Origin of the sequence: Cognatundibacterium luofuense (assembly GCF_018139685.1) — a bacterium.
Taxonomy (GTDB): domain Bacteria; phylum Pseudomonadota; class Gammaproteobacteria; order Burkholderiales; family Burkholderiaceae_D; genus Undibacterium; species Undibacterium luofuense.
The window spans coordinates 1-279 of record NZ_JAGSPN010000669.1 but is presented as its reverse complement, the minus strand read 5'-3'; the positions used below and the strand labels follow the sequence as shown (position 1 = coordinate 279).

The 279-nt window shown below is 53.0% G+C and carries 1 protein-coding gene; it reads right to left on the bottom strand.

Annotated elements, in window-relative coordinates:
• Window positions 1-63: 63 nt before the first annotated feature.
• The coding region (locus tag KDM89_RS22125) for a hypothetical protein (RefSeq protein ID WP_212689888.1) at window positions 64-279 on the bottom strand (216 nt) is incomplete at its 5' end.

Below are 279 nucleotides of genomic sequence, written 5' to 3'. Positions count from 1 at the left end.
CAGTTGCCGGAACAAACCGGGCCTGGTGGATGGCAAGCCACAACAAACCTGGACGCACGTGGATTACGTCTGGAAACTCGACTGATCCCGCATAACAAAGGCGGTCAGACAGAACACCCGGGAGGGGACAGTTCTGACCAACTGATAATAAGCAGTAAGCACTACCAACCTTATTTTGTTTAAAGGAAGCACCATAATGAAAAACCGTTTCTCCGCATTCCTGGCTGCCGCCGTACTGGCCCTGACCGCAGCAGTTGCCGCACCTGTGATGGCACAAGA